This window comes from Streptomyces sp. NPDC059564, from assembly GCF_042735575.1.
Taxonomy (GTDB): Bacteria; Actinomycetota; Actinomycetes; order Streptomycetales; family Streptomycetaceae; genus Streptomyces.
The window spans coordinates 1-19,896 of record NZ_JBHWBP010000128.1 but is presented as its reverse complement, the minus strand read 5'-3'; the positions used below and the strand labels follow the sequence as shown (position 1 = coordinate 19,896).

Genomic DNA, 19,896 nt, shown 5'->3' with positions numbered 1-19,896 from the left:
CGCCGCTCCGATTTGCCCTTCGCCCACCCTTGACCGACCGGCCCGCCACGGAAAAACGAAGACCGACGGGAAACCCCCAAAAGAACGGTTACCGGGCAGGAGTGGGAGGAGCGACCCCGTCAGGGACCCTCGACCCCTCCCCGCCTGGGCGGACCAAAGACCCGGGCCCATATCGCGGTCTCTCCGGGCCGGGCGGGGCCTAACCACACCGGACAGCGACCAGAACACCCGGCGGAGCCACAGGCGCACCAGCCCGCCACGCACTCCTCATATCTCGGCGTCTGCAGCCCATCCTGGGCTGGACATAAGCCGCCCACGGCCCGTGGATACCTCACGATCACGCGAGTGCGAGTTGTTTGTCCCTTTTGGGAGGCGGGTTGAGCCCAAAGAAGCTCATGTCGGAGCGTGAGGACGACAAATCTGTCGTCAGAGTCCGACAAGGCCCGAAGACGTCTGTGCGGGTCCGATAACGTCTGTGCGGGCCCGACGACGACCGCGCGGGCCCGACGACGACCGCGCGGGCCCGACGACGTCCGACTAGGTCCAACGAGGCCGGAGGTCCGGGCACGGTCGACCTTCGGCCGCCCGACAAGAGCATCAATCGACGGTCTGGGGCGGCTTATGTCCAGCCAGAGACGGGCGGCGGACGCCAAGCCGGGCGAAGTGCGTCGCGACCTGATGCGTCTGGGCGCGCCGCTGGATGCTCTGGTCACCATTTCGTGCGGTCTGGCCGCCCCCGGCCCTGGATCTCGTGGGCATTGGGCCGGATCTTGGGCCCGCCCAGGCGGGGAGGGGTCGAGGGTCCCTGACGGGGACAGGACCGGACCTCTGACCCGTGACCGTTCTTTTGGGGGTTTCCCGTCTGTCTTCGTTTTTCCGTGGCGGGTCGGTCGGTCAAGGGTGGCCGAAGGCCATCGCGAAGCGACGCGACCGAAGGGAGCGCCCTTGAGGGACCGGCCCGACGCGGAAGGACGATGAGACAGGCGGGAAACCCCCAAACCCTCCCTGATCCGGACCAGCTGAAACCCCGCCGCCCCCGACCCCAACCCGCCCCCGCGCGCCCCCTCAGCCCAGCTGGACCACCGCGCGGGACATGCCGAGGACCTTCTGGCCCGCGCTCATCGCCGTCAGGTCGACCCGTACGCGGTTGTCGTCCAGCTTGGCGGCGACCTTCGCGGTGACCTCGATCAGCGCGCCCTGGTCGTCGTTCGGGACGACCACCGGCTTCGTGAAGCGGACGCCGTACTCGACGACCGCGCCCGGGTCGCCCGTCCAGTCGGTGACGACGCGGATCGCCTCGGCCATGGTGAACATGCCGTGCGCGATCACGTCCGGCAGTCCGACCTCCTTGGCGAACTTCTCGTTCCAGTGGATCGGGTTGAAGTCACCCGACGCACCGGCGTAGCGGACCAGCGTGGCCCGCGTCACGGGGAAGGAGGCCGCCGGCAGCTCGGTGCCGACCTCGACGTCCGTGTACTGGATCTGCGCGGTCATCTCAGGCCTCCTCGGGAGCACGGGACACGAGCTTGGTCCACGCGGTCACCACGTGCTCGCCGGACTCGTCGTGGACTTCGCCACGGATGTCGATGATGTCGTTGCCCGCGAGCGACTTCACGGCCTCGATCGTGGAGGTGACGGTGAGCCGGTCCCCGGCCCGCACGGGGCGGACGTACGCGAACTTCTGGTCCCCGTGCACGACGCGGCTGTAGTCCAGCCCCAGCTGCGGATCCCTGACGACCTGGCCCGCGGCCGCGAACGTGATGGCGAACACAAAGGTCGGCGGGGCGATCACGTCCTGGTGACCGAACGCCTTGGCGGCTTCGGGGTCGGTGTAGACGGGATTTTCGTCACCCACCGCTACCGCGAATTCGCGGATCTTCTCCCGGCCGACCTCGTACGGATCGGTGGGCGGGTAGGTCCGCCCCACGAAGGTCTGGTCGAGGGCCATGGCTCACTACCTCTTGTTGAAGGGACACGAAAAGTTTACGGATGACCGATCACCCACGCTGATCACCGATCACTGATCAGCGATCACCGTTCACCGTTCAAGATCTGGAGCAGAAACGACACAAGGCCGCCCCCCATTGAAGGGGACGACCTCATGACGGTGCCTATATTCGAGACTTCGCCAGGATCAGCGGGTCTCGCGGTGCGCGGTGTGCGAGTTGCAACGCGGGCAGTGCTTCTTCATCTCCATGCGGTCCGGGTTGTTACGCCGGTTCTTCTTGGTGATGTAGTTCCGCTCCTTGCACTCCACGCAGGCCAGCGTGATCTTCGGGCGGACGTCGGTGGCAGCCACGTGAGTGCTCCTTGACGGAAAATGGGACGGATGAACGCATACAAGAGTAGCCGACCGGGAGACCGACCCCGCAATCGGCTACTGTGTGTAGCGGCGACCGGACTTGAACCGGTGACACAGCGATTATGAGCCGCTTGCTCTACCGACTGAGCTACGCCGCTTTGATGAGATCCGCTCCCCACCCGAGGGTGGGGAACCTCTCTCACCAGAGCCCCAATGCGGAATCGAACCGCAGACCTTCTCCTTACCATGGAGACGCTCTACCGACTGAGCTATTGGGGCGAGCGATGAAGACATTACACGGTTGCCCGCCGATCGCCCAAATCCTTTGGGGGGACTGGGCTCGGGCGGTGCGGCCCGAGCATTCCCCATGGACCCGCCACCCCCTCCAGGCCCACTTTTCCCCCTAAATGTGTCCGGGGTCACAGCGGGTGTCATCCGAGCCGCCCCCACGCGGGCGCGCCGGAGCGCGCCGACGCCCGGCAGAGCGCGTGGGCACCACACCGGTACGACTATTCCGCTCTTCCGCGACCAGGAGACCCCCGCGCCCTAGGCTCTGAGCACGCTGCGTGATCTTGGGCCGCGGGCTGCGGCCACGGCACAGGAACCGCCCGAGCCCCCGCAGGAGCGCGATGTCCGACAGCCAGCCGCAGCAGCCGTCCCCCTCCCCGCGCAACCCCGCCGGGGGGCCGGCCCGCGAGCCCGCCGAAGGCCCCGCCCGCACCCCGGCCAGCGACCCCCTCGCCGGGCCTCCCGCCGAGGCCACCGGGCTCCTCCTCGCCGGGGCCCGCCTCACCGACGGCCGCACCGTCGACGTGCGGCTCAGCGGCGGCCGCATCCAGGCCGTCGGCACCGCGGGGAGCCTCCCGGCGCCCGCCCTGGCCCGGGTCGACCTGCGCGGGTACCTGCTCCTGCCCGCCCCCGCCGAGCCGCACGCCCACGGGGACACCGCCCTCACCGCCGACGGCGAGGGGCCCGTCTCGTACACCCCCGACGAGGTGCAGCGCCGTGCCACCGAGGCGGCCCTGCTCCAGCTCGGCCACGGCGCCACCGCGGTCCGCTCCCACGTCCGGATCGGGGACGTGCACGGGCTGGGTCCCATGGAGGCCGCGCTCCAGGCCCGCCGCTCCCTGCGCGGGCTCACCGACCTGACCACCGTGGCCGTCCCCCGGCTGCTGACCGGGGTGGCCGGCGCCGACGGGCTCGCCATGCTGCGCGACGCCGTCAAGATGGGCGCCTCGGTGATCGGCGGCTGCCCCGACCTGGACCCGGACCCGACCGGCTTCCTCGAAGCCGTCCTCGAACTGGCCGCCGAGCACGGCTGCCCCGTCGACCTGCACACGGACGGTGACGACCCCGCCCGTCTGGCCCGGCTCGCGGCGATGGCCGGGGGGCTGCGGCCCGGAGTGACCATCGGCCCCTGCGGCGGCCTGTCCCGCCTCCCGCTGGAGGCGGCCACCCGTGCCGCCGACCAGCTCGCCGCGGCCGGGGTGCGGGTGACCTGCCTGCCCCAGGGGGACTGCGCCGCCCTGGAGCGCCGTGGCCTGCGCACCGCCCCCGTACGCCTCCTGCGCGCGGCCGGGGTCCGGGTCGCGGCGGGCAGCGGGGCGCTGCGGGACGCCGGGAACCCGGTCGGCCGGGGCGACCCGCTCGAAGCCGCGTACCTGCTCGCCTCCCAGGGCGGGCTGCGCGCCGCGGAGGCCTACGAGGCGGTGAGCGCCGCCGCCCGCGAGGCCATGGGCCTGCCGGAGGTCCGGGTGGAGGCGGGCTTCCCGGCGGAGCTGCTGGCCGTGCGCGGGGACCGGATCGCGGGGGTGCTGTCCCTCGCGTACAGCAGGATCGTGATCCACCGGGGCCGGGTGGTAGCCCGGACGAGTGCCGTACGGGAGTACTGCGACTCGGCGGTCGCGGTGGCCCTGGACCTGCCCCGGCAGGGCCGTACGGAGCCCGGCCCCTGAGCCCGGGCGGGATGTTCGCGGGCGGTGGCGCCCGGCACGTCGTACCGTCGGGACATGCGCATCGTCATCGCGGGTGGACACGGTCAGATCGCGCTGCGGCTGGAGCGCCTGCTCGCCGCGCGCGGGTACGAGGTCGCGGGCATCATCCGTGACCCGGAGCAGGGCGACGACCTGCGGGAGGCCGGTGCCGAACCGGTGCTGTGCGATCTGGAGTCGGCTTCGGTCGAGCACGTCGCCGGGATCCTGCAGGGTGCGGACGTGGCGGTGTTCGCCGCCGGGGCCGGTCCGGGCAGCGGCGTCGGACGCAAGGACACCGTGGACCGGGGCGCGGCGGTGCTGTTCGCCGATGCCGCCGAACGGGCGCGTGTGCGCCGCTTCCTGATGGTCTCGTCGATGGGCGCGGATGCCCGGCACGAGGGCGGGGAGGTCTTCGACGTCTACCTGCGGGCGAAGGGCGAGGCCGACGATCACGTCCGGACGCGGCTGGGGCTGGAGTGGACGATCCTGCGGCCGGGCGCGCTGACCGAAGACGCGGGAACGGGGCTGGTCCGGCTGGAGGCGCGCACCGGCCGGGGTCCGGTGCCGCGCGACGACGTGGCGGCGGTGCTGGCGGAGCTGGTCGACACGCCTGCGACGGCGGGTCTGACGCTGGAGCTGGTCTCGGGTTCGACGCCGGTGTCGGTGGCGGTGAAGGACGTGGCGGGCAACTGAGTCCGCCCGCCCGAAGCCCCGTCAGAACCCTGATTTCACCGTGTCGTCGGTGCGGCGGACGGGTGCGCGCTGGAACTGCTTCCCGTATGTCTGCCGGATCCGTTCGACGCGCAGGCCGCGCTCGTCGGCCTCGCTCTCGGGGTAGAGCAGGGCGACTTCGTACGAGGTCTCGCGGACGGTCGCGCCGTCCTCGCCGCGCCGCATGCCGTGTCCTTCGTGGAGGGTGAGTCCTTCGGGGAAGGCGGGGGTGACCTCCCGGTCCAGGAAGCGTGTGAACTCGCCTTCGGTGACGGGCCCGCGGTCGCCGGGGCGTTCGGCGGCGAAGGAGAGCCGGGTTTCCCGGTAGGGCTCGCCGGCGGGGCCGTGCATCGCCGCTCCCAGCAGAGCCGGGATGCCGGCGCCGAGAAGGGCGGCCAGTACCCCGCCTCCGGCCTTCCCTCGTCCGTCCGATGTCCATGTCACGCCCCGTGAACGACCGTAGGTCCTCATCGGTGCGCGTCAGTGGCCCGATAGGGTCACCCGGAATCGGCCGCAGGGGGCGGCCGTACGAGGTGTACCGGGGTTGGGGCATGGGCGACGGCGACTGGCGGCTGGGCGAGGCGGAGGGTGGCCGGCTCGCCGCCAGGTGGTGGAAGTGGGCCCTGTCCGCTCCGGTCGACGAGAGCCCGGTGGCCGATACGACGGGGGCCTACGCCGGGTGGCGCCAGCCGGCCGGTCTGTGGTTCCTGGCGGGCAGTTTCGGCGGCCGGGTGGTGCGGCGGTGCAGTATCCCGGCGGGGCGCCGGCTGTTCTTCCCGGTGCTGAACACCCAGCGTCCGGCGGTGCCGTTCGTGACGAAGCCCTGGCGTCTGGACACGACCCGGGCCTCGGCGGCCCTGAACAGCACTCCCCTGCCCCTGAGCGAGTTCTCTTCGAAGCCCTTCCAGAGTGCGGGCATACCCAGGATCGCCTGGGGTCTGTGGTGCGCCCTCGCGCCCCTGCCGCCGGGCCAGTTCGTGCTGGAGATCGACGCCGCGGCCACGAACGGGTTCTGGGTGGACACCACCTACCACCTGACGGTGACCGGCCCGGTTTCCTAGGGCCGCGTGGTCGCGGGGTATGCGAAGAAACCCCCGTCCACTGCGCTTCCGCAGATGAACGGGGGTTCCACTCGCGTGGCGGCGCCAGGGTTCGAACCTGGGTAGGCTGAGCCGGCAGATTTACAGTCTGCTCCCTTTGGCCACTCGGGCACACCGCCAAGATTGCTGCCGTCTTTCCGCCTTTCGGCGGCGCTCCGTGGCAACGACGTAAACGATACCCGATGTCAGGGGGTGGTTCGCCACCGGATTGATCAGCGCTGGGCGCGGGTGCGGTGGCTAGGCTTTGCGGAGCGGGCCGGGGATGTCCGGCCGCGCCCTCCGGGGCACATCACAGCCGACTTCAAGGAGCCACAGCACATGGCCGACTCCAGTTTCGACATCGTCTCGAAGGTCGAGCGGCAGGAGGTCGACAACGCCCTCAACCAGTCCGCGAAGGAGCTCTCGCAGCGCTACGACTTCAAGGGCACGGGCGCGTCGATCGCCTGGTCCGGCGAGAAGATCCTGATGGAGGCGAACTCCGAGGAGCGCGTCAAGGCCGTCCTCGACGTGTTCGAGACCAAGCTGGTCAAGCGCGGGATCTCGCTCAAGGCGCTGGACGCCGGTGAGCCGCAGCTGTCCGGCAAGGAGTACAAGATCTTCGCGACGATCGAGGAGGGCATCTCCCAGGAGAACGCCAAGAAGGTCGCGAAGATCATCCGGGACGAGGGCCCGAAGGGCGTCAAGGCCCAGGTCCAGGGCGAGGAGCTGCGCGTCAGCTCCAAGAGCCGTGACGACCTCCAGACCGTCCAGGCCCTCCTCAAGGGCAAGGACCTGGACTTCGCGATCCAGTTCGTGAACTACCGCTGACCGGCGCCTGTGACGCGCCGCTGAGCGGACCCGCGGGGCACAGCGGGGGCAGCTCGCCGAGGCTTTCCTCGGCGGCCGCCCGCGCTGTGCCCTTCGTCGTATCGGCGCTCGCCAGGGTGTGTGCCCGGCGTGAGCGGCGCACGCGCCTCCGCGGCCCCCTGATGCTCACTGGTCTCGGGCCGGTGCGCCCATCACGCTGAGTAAAACATCAATCACCGTGTGGCAGGGGGTTCCCGCATGCCTGGGGCCGGCAGTTTTCGTGCGGACTTCGGGGCGTCCGTCGTGGTCGCGCTGGTCGCGCTACCGCTGTGCGTGGGGGTGTCCGTCGCCTCCGGGGTGCCGGCCGAGCTGGGGATCGTCACCGGGGTGGTCGGCGGGCTGGTCACCGGCTGGTTCCGGGGCAGCTCGCTCCAGGTCAGCGGCCCGGCGGCCGGACTGACCGTACTCGTCTACGAGGCGGTGAGCGCCTACGGTCTGCCCGCGCTCGGGGTGCTGGTGCTGGCCGCCGGACTGCTCCAGCTGGGCATGGGCGTGCTGCGGCTCGGGCGGTGGTTCCGGGCGATCTCCGTGGCCGTCGTGCACGGGATGCTGGCCGGGATCGGGCTGGTGCTGATCGCCGGGCAGCTCTACGCCCTGGGCGGGGTCGAGGCGCCGGGGCAGACCCTGGCCAAGCTGGGCCGGATGCACGAGCTCGGGGCGCAGGCCGACTGGGCCGCCGTGGCCCTCGGCGCCGGGACCATCGCGGTCCTGGTGGCCTGGCGCAGGGTGCCGCCGCGGCTGCGGCTGGTGCCGGGCGCCCTCGTCGGGGTGGCGGCCGCCACCCTCGCGGCCGCCCTGCTGCGGCTGCCGGTGGAGCGGGTGCGGGTGACCGGGGTACTGGAGGCGGTGGCCCCGCCGGGCTGGGCCGACTTCGGGGTGCTGGCCTCCGCGGGGGCCGTCGGAACCGTGATCGCGCTCGCGCTGATCGCCTCCGCCGAGACCCTCTTCAGCGCCGCCGCCGTCGACCGGATGCACGACGGGCCGCGGACCGAGTACGACCGGGAACTCATCGCCCAGGGGGTGGGGAACACCGTCTGCGGACTGCTCGGGGCGCTGCCGATGACCGCCGTCATCGTACGCAGCGCCGCCAACGTGGAGGCCGGGGCCCGTACCCGGACCTCCCGGATCCTGCACGGCGGCTGGCTGCTGCTGTTCGCCGTGGCGTTCCCCCAGGTGCTGGAGGTGGTACCGCTGGCGGCGCTCGCCGGGGTGCTGCTGCACGCCGGCTGGAAGCTGCTCCCGGCGCGGGCGGTGGCCGCCCTGTGGCGGTCCCACCGCGGGGAGGCGGTGGTGCTGGTGGTGACGGCCGCCTCGATCGTGGCGACCAGCCTCTTCGAGGGGGTGCTGGTCGGGCTGGGGCTCGCCGTCGCCAAGGCGGCCTGGGAGACCTCCCACGTCCACATCGAGGAGGTCTGGGAGGGCGAGGAGCTGTGTGTCCGGGTCGTGGGCAACGCCAGTTTCCTGAAGCTGCCCAAGCTGCTGGACTCCCTGGAGGCGGTGCCGCACGCGGCGGCGGTGCGCCTCGACCTCAGCGGGCTGCGGCACATGGACCACGCCTGCCTGACGGCCTTGGAGGGGTGGGAGCGCAAACGGATTCCGCTTCCCGGCCGTGAGGGCGTCATCTAGCCCGGCTACCCTCCCGGCGTGAACAACGAGCTGAAGCGCACCCTGGGCGTGTCCGACGCGGTCGTGGTCGGGCTCGGGGCGATGGTCGGCGCCGGGATCTTCGCGGCCCTCGCTCCGGCGGCGCGCGCGGCGGGCGGCGGGCTCCTCGCGGCTCTGGCGGTGGCGGCCCTGGTGGCCTACTGCAACGCGCATTCCTCGGCCCGGCTCGCCGCCCGCTACCCGTCCTCGGGCGGGACCTACGTGTACGGGCGCGAGCGGCTCGGCCCGTTCTGGGGGTACCTGGCCGGCTGGGGTTTCGTGGTCGGCAAGACGGCGTCCTGCGCGGCGATGGCGCTGACCGTCGGGGCGTACGTGTGGCCCGGGCGGGAGCATGTGGTGGCCGTTGCGGCGGTGGTGGCGCTGACCGCCGCGAGCTACGGCGGGGTGCAGAAGTCCGCCCGGATCGCCCGGCTGATCGTGGCGGCGGTGCTGGCCGTGCTGGCCGCGGTCGTGGTGGCGTGCCTGACGTCCGGCGCCGCCGAGGCCGGCCGGCTCGGTGGCGGGGGCTGGGGTGTGGCCGGGCTGTTGCAGGGGGCCGGGCTGCTGTTCTTCGCCTTCGCGGGCTATGCCCGGATCACCACCCTGGGCGAGGAGGTGCGGGATCCGGAGCGCACGATCCCGCGCGCGGTGCCGCTCGCGCTGGGGATCGCCCTGTGCGTGTACGCCGCCGTGGCGGTGGCGGTGCTGTCGGTGCTCGGCGCCGACGGGCTGGCGGGGTCGGCGGCCCCGCTGGCCGACGCGGTGCGCGCGGCCGGGTGGCCCGGACTGGCTCCCGTGGTCCGGGTGGGTGCGGCGCTGGCCGCGCTGGGCTCGTTGCTGGCCCTGGTGCTCGGAGTGTCGCGGACGGCCCTGGCGATGGCCCGGGACGGCCATCTGCCGCGCGCGCTGGCCGCCGTACACCCGCGCCGGCGAGTGCCGCACCGTGCGGAGCTGGCCGTGGGCGGGGTCGTGGCGGTGCTCGCGGCCACCGCCGATCTGCGGGGCGTGATCGGTTTCTCCTCCTTCGGAGTGCTGGCCTACTACGCGATCGCGAACGCCTCCGCATGGACGCTCGATTCAGCTGTCAAGGGCCGGGCCGTGGCAGCGGTCGGGCTGTCCGGCTGCGTGCTGCTCGCCTGCGCGCTGCCCCTCGCCTCGGCGGTGGCGGGGGCGGCGGTTCTGGCGCTGGGCGTGTTGCTCTACGGGGTGCGGAGCCGGTTCAGCTCCGGGGCGTGAACGCGCAGGGCGGCAGGGGCGGCCCGGCTATGAGCGCGGACCGGGCGCCCTCCCCTCCGCCCAGAGGGGCGGGCAGGGGGTTTCCGGACCCGCGCACGGAGTGGCGTACTGGGGCTGGGGATTGCTTCAGCAACTGCTCGGTCTCGTTCATGCGTTCATGGTGACGCACACCTATGACAGCCCGCCAGGCCTGTGGATAACTCCGGTCAGCGGGAGGCGAAGGGGGCGTCGGTCCGCACGATTTCGCGGCCCAGCGGGAGCAGGGAGAGCGGCACCATCTTGAAGTTGGCGATGCCGAAGGGGATCCCGATGATCGTGATGCAGAGGGCGATGCCCGTGACGATGTGGCCGATGGCGAGCCACCAGCCGGCGAGGACCAGCCACAGGACGTTGCCGATGCAGGAGCCGGCGCCCGCGTCGTGGCGCTCGACCGTGGTGTAGCCGAAGGGCCAGAGGGCGTAGACGGCGATGCGGAAGGCCGCGATGCCGAACGGGATGCCGATGATGGTGATGCAGAGCAGCACACCGGCGAGGCAGTAGCCGAGGAACAGCCAGATCCCGCTGAGTACGAGCCAAATGACGTTCAGGATGGTTTTCACTGACTGCGTCCTGCCATCTGTTCGAGCCGGGCGATGCGCTCGGCCATCGGAGGGTGCGTCGAGAACATCTTGGAGAGTCCCTCGCCGGGCCGGAAGGGGTTGGCGATCATCATGTGGCTCGCCGTCTCCAGCCGGGGTTCCGCCGGCAGCGGGAGCGCCTTGGTGCCCGCGTCGAGCTTGCGCAGGGCGCTGGCCAGGGCGAGGGGGTCGCCGGTGAGCTGGGCCCCGGAGGCGTCCGCCTCGTACTCGCGCGAGCGGCTGATGGCGAGCTGGATCACGGAGGCGGCCAGCGGGCCCAGGATCATGATCAGCAGCATGCCGAAGAGGCCGGGGCCCTCGTCGTCGTTGGACCGGCCGATCGGGATCAGCCAGGCGAAGTTCACCAGGAACATGATCACGGAGGCGAGTGCGCCGGCGACCGACGAGATCAGGATGTCGCGGTTGTAGACGTGGCTCAGCTCGTGGCCGATGACACCGCGCAGCTCGCGCTCGTCCAGGATCCGCAGGATGCCCTCGGTGCAGCAGACCGCGGCGTTGCGCGGATTGCGTCCGGTGGCGAAGGCGTTGGGGGCCTCGGTCGGGGAGATGTAGAGCCGTGGCATGGGCTGGCGGGCGGACGTGGAGAGCTCGCGCACCATGCGGTACAGCTCAGGGGCCTCGAACTCGCTGACGGGGCGGGCGCGCATCGCGCGTAGAGCCAGCTTGTCGCTGTTCCAGTACGCGTACGCGTTCGTCCCCAGGGCGATGACGACGGCGACGATCAGGCCGCCCCGTCCGAAGAAGCTTCCGATGAGGATGATCAGTGCGGACAGCCCGCCGAGGAGTACGGCGGTCTTCAGCCCGTTGTGCCGGCGGTGCACGGTACGCCCTCCAAGTGGTGCGGCGGGGGACCCCGTCCAGGATCTGAGGGTCTTCGGTCCAGTGGACCCTCCCTTCCTGGTCAACGCGAGGTGGGGGCGTCTGGTTCCCCGGGCACGGCGGGGCCGCCGCCCCCGTGGGCGGGGCCGGGGGCCGGCGGCGGGCGTTACGCCGTACGGGTTACCGCGTTCGGGCTACTGCGGGAAGAGGGTGCCCGAGGCGAAGCGGAGGACGAGCTGCGGGGCGCCCGAGAGGACCAGGGCGGTGGCGGCGGTGAGGGCGATGGCCAGCGTGAGCGGCCGGGGGGCCTTCGTACGTACAGCCGCCTCGCCCCGCTCTCCCTCCCGCGCGGGACGGAAGAGGAGCGCGGTCCAGCGCAGGTAGTAGTACAGGGCGACGACGACGTTGACGGCCATGACCACGGCGAGCCAGCCCAGGCCCGCGTCGACGGCGGACCGGAAGACGGTGACCTTGGCGAAGAGGCCGATGAGGCCCGGCGGCAGTCCGGCCAGGCAGAGCAGGAAGAAGGCCAGCGAGAGGGCGGCGAAGGGGCGCTCGGCGTACAGGCCGCGGTAGTCGCTGATCCGGTTCAGCGGCTTCGTACGGGCGACCAGCGCGGCGACGGCGAAGGCGCCGAGGTTCACGGCGCCGTACATCAGCGCGTAGGCGACGGTGGAGCCGATCTGGTCGCGGTCGGAGTACGCGGCCGCGGCGATCGGGACCAGCAGGTAGCCGGCCTGGCCCACGGAGGACCAGGCGAGGAGCCGTACGGCGCTGTTCGGGCGGTCCGCGGACTGGCGCAGGGCGGCGGCGTTGCCGAGGGTCATGGTGAGCGCGGCGAGGACGGCCAGGGCCGGGCCCCAGATGTCGGAGTACGCCGGGAAGGCGATCACGGTGACCAGGATCAGGCCGGTGAAGCCGACGGCCTTGCCGATCACGGAGAGGTAGCCGGCGACGGGCAGCGGGGCGCCGACGTACGTGTCGGGGACCCAGAAGTGGAAGGGCACGGCGGCGGTCTTGAAGGCGAAGCCGACGAGGGTGAGCGCGACGCCCGCCATGGCGAGGGTGTCGAGCTGTCCGGGCACGTCTTCGAGCCGGTCGGCGACCTGGCTGAGGTGCAGGGAGCCGGTGACCGCGTAGACGAAGCTGACGCCCATCAGGGACACGGCGGTGGCGGTGACCGAGGAGAGGAAGAACTTGAGGGCGGCCTCGGAGGACAGCCGGTCGCCGCGGCGCATGCCGACGAGGGCGAAGGCGGGCAGCGAGGCGACTTCGAGGGCGACGATCAGGGTGGCGAGGTCGCGGGCGGCGGGCAGCAGGGCCGCGCCGGCGGCGGAGGAGAGCAGCAGGAACCAGTACTCGCCGGCCGGCATGCGCGTCTCGCGGACGACGGTGACCGACAGCAGGGCGGTGACCAGGGCCCCGGCCAGTACGAGGAACTGCACGACGAGCGCGAAGTGGTCGGCGGTGTAGCTGCAGGCGCCCGGGTCGCCGGTGAGGCAGAACGTGGCGCGGTCCCCGGCGCGCAGCGCCAGCAGGGTGGCGGTCGCGGCGGCCAGGCCGGCCACCGAGATCCAGCCGAGCAGCGGCTTGCGGCGCTCCGGGACGAACAGGTCGGCGACCAGGACGAGCAGGGCGACGGCGGCGGTGATGACCACGGGCGCGATCGCGAGCCAGTCGACGGACTGGACCAGGCTGGGGGTGTCGGCGGCGAGGACCGTCGGGGCCGTCATGCGTTGCCTCCTGCGAGGAGCTTCTGGACGGCCGGGTCGGTGAGGCCGAGGAGGACCGCGGGCCACAGGCCGGCGAGGACGGTGAGGGCGACGAGCGGGGTCCAGGCGGCGAACTCGTAGTGCTGGACGTCCGCGAGGGTGATCTCGGGGCCCGCCTTGGGGTCGCCCATGCAGACGCGCCGTACGACGATCAGCAGGTACGCGGCGGTCAGCAGGGTGCCGAACGCGCCGACGGCCATGTAGGTGAGGAAGGCCGGGCGGGAGAGGCCCTCGGCGGGGTCGAACGCGCCGAAGAGGGCCAGCATCTCGCCCCAGAACCCGGCGAGGCCGGGCAGGCCGAGCGAGGCGACGGCGGCGAAGGCGAGGAGCGCGCCGAGGCGGGGGGCGCGGCCGTAGAGGGCGGCGCCGGTGGCCCCGGCGAGGGTGTCGAGGTCGGCGGTGCCGTAGCGGTCCTTGAGGGCGCCGACCAGGAAGAAGAGGAGGCCGGTGATCAGGCCGTGGGCGATGTTGGCGAAGAGCGCGCCGTTGACCCCGGTGGGGGTCATGGAGGCGATGCCGAGGAGGACGAAGCCCATGTGGCCGACGGAGGAGTACGCGATGAGGCGCTTGAGGTCGCCCTTGTTGCCCTTGCGGGCGAGGGCCAGGCAGGCGAGCGATCCGTAGACGATGCCGACGGCGGCGAAGGCGCCGAGGTACGGGGCGAAGGTCCGCATGCCGTCGGGGGTGACCGGCAGCAGGATGCGGACGAACCCGTACGTGCCCATCTTCAGCATGACGCCCGCGAGCAGCACGGATCCGACGGTGGGGGCGGCGGTGTGGGCGTCCGGGAGCCAGCTGTGCAGCGGCCACATGGGGGTCTTCACGGCGAGGCCGAGGCCGATGGCGAGGACGGCCAGGAGCTGGGTGGTGTGGGTCAGTTCGCTGCCGTTGTCAGAGGCGAGTGCCACCATGTCGAAGGTGCCGCTGTTCAGTCCGATCAGCAGCAGTCCGAGGAGCATGACCACGGATCCGAGGAGGGTGTAGAGGATGAACTTCCAGGCGGCGGCCTGCCGCTGAGCACCGCCCCAGCGGGCGATGAGGAAGTACATCGGGATGAGGACCATCTCGAAGGCGAGGAAGAAGAGCAGCAGGTCGAGGACGGCGAAGGTCGCGAGGGTGCCGGACTCCAGGACGAGCAGCAGGGAGACGAAGGCCTTCGGGGAGGGGCCCTCGGGGAGCTTGAAGTAGCTGTACACCGCGCAGAGGAAGAACAGCAGCGCGGTCATCAGGAGGAGGGGGAGCGAGATGCCGTCGATGCCGAGGTGGATCCGGATGTTCAGCGCCTGGATCCAGCTGATGTCCGTCGTCGCCTGGAAGCGGGACGGGGCGTCGTGGTCGAAGCCCAGGGTGAGGGCGATCGCCGCGGCGAGGATGACACCGGTGACGGTGACGCCGTGGCGGAGCACGGCCTGTTCGGGGCTCTTGCCCTTGAGCCCGGGCGGGGCCGGCAGGAGGGCCGCGACGGCTCCGAGGAGGGGTGCGGCCACGATGAACGCCAGAAGGAACTGCATCACGGACGGGCTGATATCGATCACGGCTGACTCTCGGCTCACGATCCGGCGTTGACGTTGGCGAGGACGGCCGTGGCGATCGCCAGGACCACGGCGCCGGCGAGCAGGGCGCTCAGGTAGCTCTGCACGTTGCCGGTCTGGGCCCGGCGGACGAGGCTGCCGAGCAGCCGGGGGCCCGCGCCCGCGCCGCGGACGTACGTGTCCACGACCTCGCGGTCGAGGAAGCGGACCAGGCTCGCGGCCGCGCGGACGGGGCGGACGAAGAGCCGGTCGTAGACGGCGTCGAGGTGGAAGCCGTCGGCGGCGTGGCGGTGCAGGGGGCCGAGGAGCGCGCGGCCGGGGTCGGGGGCCGGTCCGGCGGGGACGGCCGGGTGGTCGTGGGTGACCTCGGCGACCTCGGGGGCTTCGGCGGCGGACTCCACGGCGGCCGTGGCGGCGGATTGGGCGGCCGCCACGGAGGCGGGCACGGGGGCCGTCGCGGGGGCGGTGGTGCCGGGTGCCGGGGCGGTGGTGCCCGGGGCCGTCGCGGGGGCGGCGGTCGTGGCGCGGGCCGTGCCGGCCCGGGCGGTGGCGGCGGCCTGGGCCGTGGCGCGCTGCCAGAGGGCGTAGGTGAGCATGACGCCGATGAGGGCGGCGCCCGTGCCGAGGACCGAGGTGGTCACGGACGGGGTGAGTTCCTTGCCGTCGAACCAGTCGGCGAGGGAGCCGGCGGCGAGGCCGAAGGCGATCGACGGGACCGCCAGCAGCCACAGCACGCCGGTCATGGCGAAGGGCTCCTTGCCGTGGTCGGGGGCGGCGGCGCCCCGGCCGCGGAAGGCCATCAGCCACAGCCGGGTGGCGTAGGCCGCGGTGAGCAGGGCCGTCAGCACACCGGCGACCAGCACGATCCAGCCGGCCGCGCCGGGCGCGAGGTCGGAGTGTCCGACGGCGGCCTGCTCGGCGGCGACGAGGATGGCTTCCTTGGAGAAGAAGCCGGCGAAGGGCGGGATGGCGGCGAGCGCGAGCAGCGCGATCGTCATCGTCCAGAAGGCGTCGGGGATGCGCTTGGCCAGGCCGTCCATACGGGACATGGCGGCCAGGGAGTTCGTCCCGGCGGCGTGGATGATCACGCCGGCGCCGAGGAAGAGGAGCGCCTTGAAGGCGCCGTGGGACAGGAGGTGGAAGACGGCGGCGCCGCGGTCGCCGACGGCCAGTGCTCCGATCATGTAGCCGAGCTGGCCGATCGTGGAGTAGGCGAGCACGCGTTTGATGTCGTCCTGGGCCAGGGCGGCGAGGCCGGAGCCGACCATCGTGATGGCCGCCATGACGGCCATGACCACCAGAGCGGCGCGCGAGGCCGCGAAGACCGGGAGGAGGCGGGCGACGAAGTAGACGCCGGCGGCGACCATCGTCGCGGCGTGGATCAGCGCGGAGACCGGGGTGGGGCCCGCCATGGCGTCGGGGAGCCAGGTGTGCAGCGGGAACTGCGCGGACTTCCCGGCGACGCCCGCGAGCAGGAGCAGCGCGATCAGCGTCGGGTGGTCGAGCCCGCCGGAGGCGACGGTGCCGAGGATCTTGGTGATCTGGAAGGAGCCGGCGTCGGCGGCGAGTGCGAACAGGCCGATGAGGAAGGGGACGTCACCGAGCTTGGTGACGAGGAAGGCCTTGAGGGAGGCGGAGCGGGCCGCTTCGGTCTCCCAGTAGTGGCCGACGAGGAAGTACGAGCAGATGCCCATGATCTCCCAGCCGACCAGCAGCACCATCAGGTCGCCGGAATAGACGACGAGCAGCATGGCGGAGGTGAAGAGGGAGACGAGGGCCGCGTAGGAGGGGTAGCGGGGGTCCTCGCGGAGGTACGCCGTCGAGTAGAGCTGTACGCAGGTGGCGACGACTCCGACGAGGACGGCGACCAGCACGGCGAAGCCGTCCAGGTAGAGCGAGAGGTCGATCGGCACGGAGCCGGTCGGGGTCAGTTCGGTGGCGGCGTTGATGGCCGGTCCCCCGCCCTGGCGGACGGCGACGAGCACGGCCAGTACGGCGGCGCCCAGCGTCGGCAGGATGGCCAGCGGCCGGACGAATCCGGGGGCGGCCCGGCCGAGGAGCAGGCCTGCCACCGCACCCAGGAAGGGAAGGAGGGGAACGAGGACCGCGAGGGTCGTGGTGCTCACGCGGCGACCTCCGGCCGGGCAGTGATGTCGTCGGGCCGGGCGGGCTCGTGGGCCTCGGCGGTGTCGCGCAGCTTGTCGACGTCCGAGGTGCCGCGGTTGCGGTACACCATCAGCACGATCGCGAGACCGATGCCGATCTCGGCGGCGGCGATGGCGATCGTGAAGAGGGTGAGGGCCTGGCCGGCGTGCAGGGCGTCGCGCAGCCAGACGTCGAAGGCCACCAGGTTGAGGTTGACGGCGTTGAGCATCAGCTCGACGGACATCAGGACCAGGATGGCGTTGCGGCGGGCGAGCACTCCGTAGAGGCCGGTGGCGAAGAGGAGCGCCGCCAGTACGGCGGGATAGGCGAGGTGCATCAGCGCTGTCCCTTCCCGGTGCGGGCGGCGGCGTCGGCGGCTTCCTCGGCTGGGGTGTTGCGCCGGGAGAGCACGATGGCGCCGATCAGGGCCGCGAGGAGGAGGACGGAGAGCGCCTCGAAGGGCAGCACCCAGTGCTGGAAGAGGATCTCGCCGGAGACCTTCGTGGAGCCCTGGGCGGGACCGTCGAGGTCGATCCAGGTGGTGCGGAAGGCGTCGACGACGACCCAGACCAGGGCGGCGCCCGCGGCGCCCGCGACGCCGAGGGCGACCCAGCGGTTGCCCGAGTCGGCGTCCGGGGAGCGGCCGATGGGGGCCTTGGTGAGCATCAGTCCGAAGAGGAGGAGGACGACCACGGAGCCGAGGTAGATCAGTACCTGGACCCAGGCGATGAACTCGGCGGTCAGCAGCAGGTACTCGACGGCGATCCCGCCGAGGGCGACGACCAGCCAGAGGGCGGCGTGCACGAGCTGCTTGGTGGTGACCGTGACGAGGGCCGCGCCGAGGGTGGCGAGGCCGACCAGGACGAAGGCGATCTCGACGCCGGTCGGGGAGAGGAAGCCGTGGCCGACGGCTGCCAGGGGGGCGGTTGCGATGCTCACGCGTCGGCCTCCGGGGTGGTCGGGGGCGTGCCGGGCGCGGTGTCCGCGGCCTGGGCGGCGGCGGCCGCCGCTGCCGCCGCGGTGGCGGCTTCGGCCTTCTCCACGGCCTTGCGGGCGGCGGCGACTTCCTTGGGCTCCTCGGCGGCCGGGTCCAGGGCGGGCGGGGCCGGCACGGTCCACATCCACTCGCGCAGCTTGTCGCGCTCGTGGGTGAGGTCGTGGATGTCGGTCTCCGCGTACTCGAACTCCGGCGACCAGAAGAGGGCGTCGAAGGGGCACACCTCGATGCAGATGCCGCAGTACATGCAGAGGGAGAAGTCGATGGCGAAGCGGTCGAGGACGTTGCGGCTGCGCTCGCGGCCGCCGGGGGCGGCGGCCGGCACCGTCTCCTTGTGGGAGTCGATGTAGATGCACCAGTCGGGGCACTCGCGGGCGCACAGCATGCAGACCGTGCAGTTCTCCTCGAACAGGCCGATGACCCCGCGGCTGCGGGGCGGGAGCTCGGGCTGCACCTCGGGGTACTGGGCGGTGTGCGCGCGCTTGGTCATCGTGCGCAGGGTGACGGCCAGGCCCTTGGCGAGGCCGGATCCGGGGATCGGGGGCATTACTGGATCGCCACCTTCACGATGCCGGTGAGCGCGATCTGGGCGAGCGCGAGGGGGATGAGTACGGTCCAGGCGAGCTTCTGGAGCTGGTCCTCGCGCAGGCGGGGGTAGCTCACGCGGAGCCAGATGACGACGAAGGCGAGGACGGCGACCTTGAGGAGGGTCCAGACCCAGCCGAGGTCGTCGCCGCCGAAGGGGCCCTGCCAGCCGCCGAGGAAGAGGACGGTGGTCAGTGCGCAGAGGACGACGATGCCGGCGTACTCGGCGAGCAGGAAGAGCGCGAAGCGCAGGCCGGTGTACTCGGTGTACGCGCCGAAGATGATCTCGGAGTCGGCGACGGGCATGTCGAAGGGGGGCCGCTGGAGTTCGGCGAGGCCCGCGGTGAAGAAGACCAGCGCGCCGATGATCTGCCAGGGCAGCCACCACCACTGGAAGCCCTCGACGATGCCGGGGAGGGAGACCGTCCCGGCCGCCATGGCCACGGAGGCGGCGGCGAGCAGCATGGGGAGCTCGTACGCGAGGAGCTGGGCGGCGGTGCGGAGGCCTCCGAGGAGGGAGAACTTGTTGGCGGAGGCCCAGCCGCCCATGAGGGAGCCGAGGACTCCGATGCCCATGACGGCGAGCGCGAAGAAGAGTCCGGCGTCGATGACCTGGCCGACCGCGCCCTCGCCCGGGCCGATGGGGATGGCGAGGAGGACGAGGAGGTACGGCAGCAGCGCGACGGCGGGGGCGAGCTGGAAGATCCGCCGGTCGGCGTTGGCCGGGACGATGTCCTCCTTCTGCGCGAACTTCACGCCGTCGGCGACGAGCTGGGCCCAGCCGTGGAAGCCGCCGGCGTACATGGGGCCGAGGCGGCCCTGCATGTGCGCCATCACCTTGTGCTCGGTCTGCCCGATGACGAGGGGGAGCACGAGGAAGACGGCGAAGACGACGATCAGTCGCAGGGCGACGTCGAGGACGTCGTTCACGCGTCGCCTCCGGTGGTGTCGGGGTCTGGGTCGGGTTCGGGCTGGGCCTTGGGGCCGGGCTCGGGGTCCGGCGGCGCGGCCGGCGGCTCCTCGAAGGCGGGCTTCGGGTCGTGCCAGGGGGCCTCCGGCTCCGGTGCGGGAGTCCGGCTGCCGGAGCCCGTACGCCGCGCGGCACCCGGGGACTCCGAGGTGCCCTCGGCCGGAGCCGCCTGGCTGGCGGAGCCCTCCGAGACCGAGCGGGTACGACGCGCCGGGCGCGGGGTGTCCGTGGCCGGGGGCGCCTCGGCCGGAGCCGCCTGGCTGGCGGAGCCCTCCGAGACCGAGCGGGTACGGCGCGCCGGGCGCGGGGTGTCCGTGGCCGGGGACGCCTCGGCCGGGGCCGCCTGGGTGGCGGAGCCCTCCGAGACCGAGCGGGTGCGGCGGGGTGGGGCGCCCTCGCGGGGGGGCGCTCCGGCCGCGCGCGGGGTGCGGGCCGGGGCGCCTTCGCGCGGGGCCCGGGGGGTGCGGGTGGGGGCCGGGGGGAGCTGGCCCTTGAGGGGGCCCCAGTCGTTGGGGTGGGGGGCCCCCGGCGCGAGCAAATGGCGGGGGGTGGGGGGGTCCGGGTGGTGGGGCGCGCCCCCCCGCCAAGGGCCCCGCCCCGGCCGAGGGGCCCGCCCCCCCCCCCCC

The 19,896-nt window shown here is 72.4% G+C and carries 20 protein-coding genes and 3 tRNA genes; 6 read left to right on the top strand and 17 right to left on the bottom strand.

Annotation, left to right across the window (positions count from 1 at the left end; translation table 11 throughout):
• Positions 1 to 1,065: 1,065 nt before the first annotated feature.
• The 5 genes from ACFV0Q_RS21775 to ACFV0Q_RS21755 form a co-directional block, all read right to left on the bottom strand.
• On the bottom strand, positions 1,066 to 1,494 hold the full coding sequence (locus ACFV0Q_RS21775) for a MaoC family dehydratase (RefSeq protein WP_385007767.1): 429 nt from the start codon (positions 1,492 to 1,494) through the stop codon (positions 1,066 to 1,068).
• 1 nt (position 1,495) lies between these two features.
• The gene (locus ACFV0Q_RS21770; protein ID WP_385007765.1) at positions 1,496 to 1,948 is read right to left on the bottom strand and encodes a MaoC family dehydratase N-terminal domain-containing protein; all 453 of its coding nucleotides are present in this window, start codon (positions 1,946 to 1,948) and stop codon (positions 1,496 to 1,498) included.
• A 186-nt stretch (positions 1,949 to 2,134) separates the two neighbouring features.
• Complete coding sequence (gene rpmG, locus ACFV0Q_RS21765; RefSeq protein WP_007265873.1) at positions 2,135 to 2,299, bottom strand: 50S ribosomal protein L33; 165 nt, start codon at positions 2,297 to 2,299, stop codon at positions 2,135 to 2,137.
• A gap of 88 nt (positions 2,300 to 2,387) precedes the next feature.
• A tRNA-Met gene (locus ACFV0Q_RS21760) sits at positions 2,388 to 2,460 on the bottom strand.
• Positions 2,461 to 2,508: 48 nt separating this feature from the next.
• Positions 2,509 to 2,581: transfer RNA gene (locus ACFV0Q_RS21755), tRNA-Thr, on the bottom strand.
• Positions 2,582 to 2,931: 350 nt separating this feature from the next.
• On the opposite strand from ACFV0Q_RS21755, the gene ACFV0Q_RS21750 reads away from it, so the two are divergent.
• Positions 2,932 to 4,257 (top strand): amidohydrolase family protein, encoded by a 1,326-nt coding sequence (locus tag ACFV0Q_RS21750; RefSeq protein ID WP_385007763.1) that lies wholly within the window; start codon positions 2,932 to 2,934, stop codon positions 4,255 to 4,257.
• A gap of 54 nt (positions 4,258 to 4,311) precedes the next feature.
• Positions 4,312 to 4,968, top strand: coding sequence for an SDR family oxidoreductase (locus ACFV0Q_RS21745; protein WP_385007761.1), 657 nt, complete (start codon positions 4,312 to 4,314; stop codon positions 4,966 to 4,968).
• A gap of 21 nt (positions 4,969 to 4,989) precedes the next feature.
• Here ACFV0Q_RS21745 and ACFV0Q_RS21740 read toward each other — a convergent pair whose 3' ends face one another.
• Positions 4,990 to 5,430, bottom strand: a complete 441-nt coding sequence (locus ACFV0Q_RS21740) for a DUF3574 domain-containing protein (RefSeq protein ID WP_385007759.1) — start codon at positions 5,428 to 5,430, stop codon at positions 4,990 to 4,992.
• Positions 5,431 to 5,537: 107 nt separating this feature from the next.
• Between ACFV0Q_RS21740 and ACFV0Q_RS21735 the strand changes: the two genes are divergently transcribed.
• The gene (locus tag ACFV0Q_RS21735) at positions 5,538 to 6,047 is read left to right on the top strand and encodes a hypothetical protein (protein ID WP_385007757.1); all 510 of its coding nucleotides are present in this window, start codon (positions 5,538 to 5,540) and stop codon (positions 6,045 to 6,047) included.
• Positions 6,048 to 6,123: 76 nt separating this feature from the next.
• On the opposite strand, the gene ACFV0Q_RS21730 is transcribed toward ACFV0Q_RS21735, so the two are convergent.
• Positions 6,124 to 6,205 (bottom strand) — tRNA-Tyr (locus ACFV0Q_RS21730).
• Positions 6,206 to 6,404: 199 nt separating this feature from the next.
• Between ACFV0Q_RS21730 and ACFV0Q_RS21725 the strand changes: the two genes are divergently transcribed.
• The 3 genes from ACFV0Q_RS21725 to ACFV0Q_RS21715 all read left to right on the top strand — a co-directional run bounded on the left by ACFV0Q_RS21725 (position 6,405) and on the right by ACFV0Q_RS21715 (position 9,812).
• Positions 6,405 to 6,893, top strand: coding sequence for a YajQ family cyclic di-GMP-binding protein (locus ACFV0Q_RS21725; protein WP_385007755.1), 489 nt, complete (start codon positions 6,405 to 6,407; stop codon positions 6,891 to 6,893).
• Positions 6,894 to 7,130: 237 nt separating this feature from the next.
• Entirely contained in the window at positions 7,131 to 8,558 is a 1,428-nt protein-coding gene (locus ACFV0Q_RS21720; RefSeq protein ID WP_385007753.1) for a SulP family inorganic anion transporter, read from the top strand.
• Between the two features lie 18 nt (positions 8,559 to 8,576).
• Positions 8,577 to 9,812, top strand: a complete 1,236-nt coding sequence (locus ACFV0Q_RS21715) for an APC family permease (RefSeq protein ID WP_385007751.1) — start codon at positions 8,577 to 8,579, stop codon at positions 9,810 to 9,812.
• Positions 9,813 to 10,018: 206 nt separating this feature from the next.
• Here the strand turns inward: ACFV0Q_RS21715 and ACFV0Q_RS21710 are convergent, their stop codons facing one another.
• From ACFV0Q_RS21710 to ACFV0Q_RS21665, 10 genes are all read right to left on the bottom strand, one after another.
• Positions 10,019 to 10,411 carry a YccF domain-containing protein gene (locus ACFV0Q_RS21710; protein ID WP_385007749.1) on the bottom strand — a complete coding sequence of 131 codons (393 nt, stop codon included), beginning with the start codon at positions 10,409 to 10,411 and terminating at the stop codon, positions 10,019 to 10,021.
• On the bottom strand, positions 10,408 to 11,271 hold the full coding sequence (gene htpX / locus ACFV0Q_RS21705) for a zinc metalloprotease HtpX (protein ID WP_385007747.1): 864 nt from the start codon (positions 11,269 to 11,271) through the stop codon (positions 10,408 to 10,410). The genes ACFV0Q_RS21710 and htpX overlap by 4 nt, the downstream gene beginning before the upstream one ends.
• Before the next feature lie 192 nt (positions 11,272 to 11,463).
• On the bottom strand, positions 11,464 to 13,002 hold the full coding sequence (locus ACFV0Q_RS21700) for an NADH-quinone oxidoreductase subunit N (RefSeq protein WP_385007745.1): 1,539 nt from the start codon (positions 13,000 to 13,002) through the stop codon (positions 11,464 to 11,466).
• Positions 12,999 to 14,552, bottom strand: a complete 1,554-nt coding sequence (locus ACFV0Q_RS21695) for a NuoM family protein (protein WP_385007769.1) — start codon at positions 14,550 to 14,552, stop codon at positions 12,999 to 13,001. The genes ACFV0Q_RS21700 and ACFV0Q_RS21695 overlap by 4 nt, the downstream gene beginning before the upstream one ends.
• A gap of 38 nt (positions 14,553 to 14,590) precedes the next feature.
• Positions 14,591 to 16,699: an NADH-quinone oxidoreductase subunit L gene (locus ACFV0Q_RS21690; RefSeq protein ID WP_385007743.1), complete on the bottom strand. Its 2,109-nt coding sequence runs from the start codon at positions 16,697 to 16,699 to the stop codon at positions 14,591 to 14,593.
• Positions 16,696 to 17,055 carry an NADH-quinone oxidoreductase subunit NuoK gene (nuoK, locus tag ACFV0Q_RS21685; protein WP_385007741.1) on the bottom strand — a complete coding sequence of 120 codons (360 nt, stop codon included), beginning with the start codon at positions 17,053 to 17,055 and terminating at the stop codon, positions 16,696 to 16,698. The genes ACFV0Q_RS21690 and nuoK overlap by 4 nt, the downstream gene beginning before the upstream one ends.
• Positions 17,055 to 17,657, bottom strand: coding sequence for an NADH-quinone oxidoreductase subunit J (locus ACFV0Q_RS21680; protein WP_385007739.1), 603 nt, complete (start codon positions 17,655 to 17,657; stop codon positions 17,055 to 17,057). The genes nuoK and ACFV0Q_RS21680 overlap by 1 nt, the downstream gene beginning before the upstream one ends.
• Positions 17,654 to 18,262, bottom strand: coding sequence for a NuoI/complex I 23 kDa subunit family protein (locus tag ACFV0Q_RS21675; RefSeq protein ID WP_385007737.1), 609 nt, complete (start codon positions 18,260 to 18,262; stop codon positions 17,654 to 17,656). Before ACFV0Q_RS21675 ends, ACFV0Q_RS21680 begins: the two co-directional genes overlap by 4 nt.
• Positions 18,262 to 19,230 carry an NADH-quinone oxidoreductase subunit H gene (locus tag ACFV0Q_RS21670; protein WP_385007734.1) on the bottom strand — a complete coding sequence of 323 codons (969 nt, stop codon included), beginning with the start codon at positions 19,228 to 19,230 and terminating at the stop codon, positions 18,262 to 18,264. The genes ACFV0Q_RS21675 and ACFV0Q_RS21670 overlap by 1 nt, the downstream gene beginning before the upstream one ends.
• Positions 19,227 to 19,808, bottom strand: a complete 582-nt coding sequence (locus tag ACFV0Q_RS21665; protein WP_385007733.1) for a hypothetical protein — start codon at positions 19,806 to 19,808, stop codon at positions 19,227 to 19,229. The genes ACFV0Q_RS21670 and ACFV0Q_RS21665 overlap by 4 nt, the downstream gene beginning before the upstream one ends.
• Positions 19,809 to 19,896: the final 88 nt, after the last annotated feature.

What these genes read in the sequence shown, in the direction of transcription:
- ACFV0Q_RS21725 (WP_385007755.1), top strand. Translation starts at nt 6,405, where the DNA reads ATGGCCGACTCCAGTTTCGACATCGTCTCGAAGGTCGAGCGGCAGGAG.
- ACFV0Q_RS21745 (WP_385007761.1), top strand. Translation starts at nt 4,312, where the DNA reads ATGCGCATCGTCATCGCGGGTGGACACGGTCAGATCGCGCTGCGGCTG.
- ACFV0Q_RS21775 (WP_385007767.1), bottom strand. Translation starts at nt 1,494, where the DNA reads ATGACCGCGCAGATCCAGTACACGGACGTCGAGGTCGGCACCGAGCTG.
- ACFV0Q_RS21750 (WP_385007763.1), top strand. Translation starts at nt 2,932, where the DNA reads ATGTCCGACAGCCAGCCGCAGCAGCCGTCCCCCTCCCCGCGCAACCCC.
- ACFV0Q_RS21700 (WP_385007745.1), bottom strand. Translation starts at nt 13,002, where the DNA reads ATGACGGCCCCGACGGTCCTCGCCGCCGACACCCCCAGCCTGGTCCAG.
- ACFV0Q_RS21695 (WP_385007769.1), bottom strand. Translation starts at nt 14,552, where the DNA reads ATGCAGTTCCTTCTGGCGTTCATCGTGGCCGCACCCCTCCTCGGAGCC.
- ACFV0Q_RS21770 (WP_385007765.1), bottom strand. Translation starts at nt 1,948, where the DNA reads ATGGCCCTCGACCAGACCTTCGTGGGGCGGACCTACCCGCCCACCGAT.
- nuoK (WP_385007741.1), bottom strand. Translation starts at nt 17,055, where the DNA reads ATGCACCTCGCCTATCCCGCCGTACTGGCGGCGCTCCTCTTCGCCACC.
- ACFV0Q_RS21720 (WP_385007753.1), top strand. Translation starts at nt 7,131, where the DNA reads ATGCCTGGGGCCGGCAGTTTTCGTGCGGACTTCGGGGCGTCCGTCGTG.
- ACFV0Q_RS21735 (WP_385007757.1), top strand. Translation starts at nt 5,538, where the DNA reads ATGGGCGACGGCGACTGGCGGCTGGGCGAGGCGGAGGGTGGCCGGCTC.
- ACFV0Q_RS21675 (WP_385007737.1), bottom strand. Translation starts at nt 18,262, where the DNA reads ATGCCCCCGATCCCCGGATCCGGCCTCGCCAAGGGCCTGGCCGTCACC.